Genomic DNA, 2,830 nt, shown 5'->3' with positions numbered 1-2,830 from the left:
GGAGGAGGCGCCGCCGCCACCGGAGCTGGGCCGGGAGATCGACCGGGTCGCGCGGATCTGCGCCGGCTTCGCGGCCGGCGTGGCGCAATCCGTGCCGCCGGCCCCGGCCGCCGCGGCGACCGGGGTCGCGCCGGGCTGGCGGCACTGCGCCGAGCAGCTCCAGGCGGTCGCGGAGGTGCTGGCGGTCCTGGGCACGCCGAGCACGCCCGCCCGCGGCTGAGACGCGCGGCCGGGAGCGGCCACCTTGGCGCCGCCGCGCCGGATTGCTCTACTGCCTTCCGGCGGCGCCTTTGGGGAGCCGGAACCGGAGACAGACATGCCGCTGCGACGCTGGGTGATGCCGATCGGACTGGCCGCCGTGGTCCTGGCGGGCGGCGGCTATCTCGGCTGGCGGCTGCTCCTGCGCGAGCCCGCGCTGCCCTCCTTCATCGCCGCCACCAACGGCCGCATCGAGGCGGAGCAGATCGACATCGCCAGCAAGATCGCCGGGCGGGTGCTGGAGGTCACGGTCGAGGAAGGCCAGATGGTCGAAGCCGGCGCCGTGGTCGCGCGGCTCGATGACCGCACCCTGCGGGCCCGGCTGCTCGCCGCCGAGGCGCAGGTCCTGGAGGCGCGGCAGGCGGTGGCGGCGGCGGAGGCCGAGCAGCTGCGCGCCGCCAGCACACGCCAGCTCGCCCAGACCGAGCTGGCCCGGACCCAGGAGCTGTCCCGCCGCGGCTTCGCGCCGGCCGAGCAGCTCGATCAGCGCCGCTCGACGCTGGAGGTGGCCGAGGCCACCGTCGCCACCGCCGAGGCGGGCCGGCGCCGCGCCGAGGCCAATCTCGCCGCCGCCGAGGCCAATGCCGCCGAGGTGCGCACCCTGCTGGACGACACCGTCCTGACCGCGCCGCGCACCGGCCGCGTGCTCTACCGCCTGGTGCGCAGCGGCGAGGTGGTCTCGGCCGGGGGGCGTGTGGCGACCCTGATCGACCCGACCGATGTCTCGATGATCATCTTCCTGCCCGCCGCCCAGGCCGGGCGCCTGACCTATGGCGCCGAGGCCAGGCTGGTGCTGGACCCGGTCCCGGACTACGTGCTGCCGGCCAGCGTCAGCTTCGTCGCCCCTGAGGCGCAGTTCACGCCGCGCCAGGTCGAGACGGCGCAGGAGCGCGGCAACCTGATGTTCCGGGTCAAGCTCCGCCTGCCGCCGGATCTGCTGAGGGCGCATGTCGATCAGGTGAAGGGCGGGGTGCGCGGCCTCGGCTATGTCCGGCTCGATCCGGCGCAACCCTGGCCGCCCCGGCTGGAGGTCCGCCTGCCGTGAGCGGCGCGGGCGCGGCGCCGCCATCCTCCATTCTCCCGCCGGCCGCCGCGCTGCACGGGGTGCGGCACCGATACGGCGAGGTGGTGGCGCTGGATGACATCGGCCTCGAGGTGCCTGCCGGCGTGATGGCCGGGCTGGTCGGGCCCGACGGCGTCGGCAAGTCCACCCTGCTCGGCCTGCTGGCGGGGGTGCGGCGGCCGCAGCAGGGGGAGATCTCGGCGCTCGGCGCCGACCTGCGCGACCGCGCCGCCCTGACCGGCCTGCGGCGGCGCGTCGCCTACATGCCGCAGGGGCTGGGGCGGAACCTCTATCCGGTGCTCTCCATCGCCGAGAACATCGACTACTTCGCCCGGCTTTTCGGCCAGGGCGCGTCCGAACGCCGCGAGCGCGCGGCGGAGCTGATGCAGGCCACCGGCCTCGCGCGCTTCGCCGCCCGCCCGGCGGGCAAGCTCTCAGGCGGGATGAAGCAGAAGCTCTCGCTCTGCTGCGCCCTGGTGCGCGACCCGGACCTGCTGATCCTGGACGAGCCCACCACCGGCGTCGATCCGCTGTCCCGCCGCCAGTTCTGGGCGCTGATCGGCCGGCTGCGCGCCCGCCGGCCGGGCATGAGCGTGCTGGTCGCCACCGCCTACATGGACGAGGCCCAGCGCTTCGACTGGCTGGCGGCGCTCGATGGCGGGAAGGTCATCGCCACCGGCAGCCCGGCCGGGATCCTCGCCCGCACCGGGACGCGCAGCCTGGAGGAGGCCTTCATCGCCCTGCTGCCGGAGGCCCGGCGGAAGGGCCACCGCCCCGTGGTCATCACCCCGCCGCCGCCGCCCCGGCCCGGGGAGGGGCCGGTGATCGAGGCGCGCGGCCTGACCAAGCGCTTCGGCGACTTCACCGCGGTGGATCATGTCGACCTCCGCATCCATCGCGGCGAGATCTTCGGCTTCCTGGGCTCCAACGGCTCGGGCAAGAGCACGACCATGCGCATGCTCTGCGGCCTGCTGCCGGCCAGCGAGGGGGAGGCGAGGGTGCTGGGTCAGCGGCCCGGTGCCGGCGGCGACGCGCGGCGGCAGGTCGGCTACATGTCGCAGGCCTTCTCGCTCTATGGCGAACTGACGGTGCGGCAGAACCTCGCGCTGCATGCGCGCCTCTTCCATCTTCCGGCGGCGCGGGGCGCGGCGCGCATCGCCGCCGTGATGCGGGACTTCGACCTCGAGGCGGTGGCCGATGCCGCGCCGGAATCCCTGCCGCTGGGCGTGCGGCAGCGGTTGCAGCTCGCCGCCGCCGTGGTGCATGAGCCGGCGCTGCTGATCCTGGACGAGCCGACCTCCGGCGTCGATCCGGTGGCGCGCGACCTGTTCTGGCGCCACCTGCTGCGGCTCTCGCGCGAGGATGGCGTCACCATCTTCATCTCCACCCACTTCATGAACGAGGCCGAGCGCTGCGACCGGATCTCGCTGCAGCATGCCGGGCGCATCCTGGCCATGGGGGCGCCGCGCGCGCTGGTGGCCGAGCGCGGCGCCGCCACGCTGGAGGAGG

At 75.2% G+C, this 2,830-nt stretch carries 3 protein-coding genes; all 3 read left to right on the top strand.

Annotated features, from left to right (window positions below; translation table 11 throughout):
- Positions 1-220 (top strand): hypothetical protein (locus tag ACVMLK_RS20600; protein WP_457487484.1); only part of this gene is annotated, 220 nt, incomplete at its 5' end.
- Positions 221-316: 96 nt separating this feature from the next.
- Positions 317-1,303 carry an HlyD family secretion protein gene (locus tag ACVMLK_RS20595; RefSeq protein ID WP_198367454.1) on the top strand — a complete coding sequence of 329 codons (987 nt, stop codon included), beginning with the start codon at positions 317-319 and terminating at the stop codon, positions 1,301-1,303.
- On the top strand, positions 1,300-2,830 hold a 1,531-nt coding region (locus ACVMLK_RS20590), incomplete at its 3' end, for an ATP-binding cassette domain-containing protein (RefSeq protein WP_457487483.1). The genes ACVMLK_RS20595 and ACVMLK_RS20590, both read left to right, overlap by 4 nt.

The sequence above is a fragment of the Teichococcus aerofrigidensis genome, assembly GCF_054073225.1.
This window is presented reverse-complemented; position numbering and strand designations above follow the sequence as displayed.

Excerpts from the sequence above, each read along its gene's own strand:
- ACVMLK_RS20595 (WP_198367454.1), top strand. The coding sequence starts at position 317 with ATGCCGCTGCGACGCTGGGTGATGCCGATCGGACTGGCCGCCGTGGTC.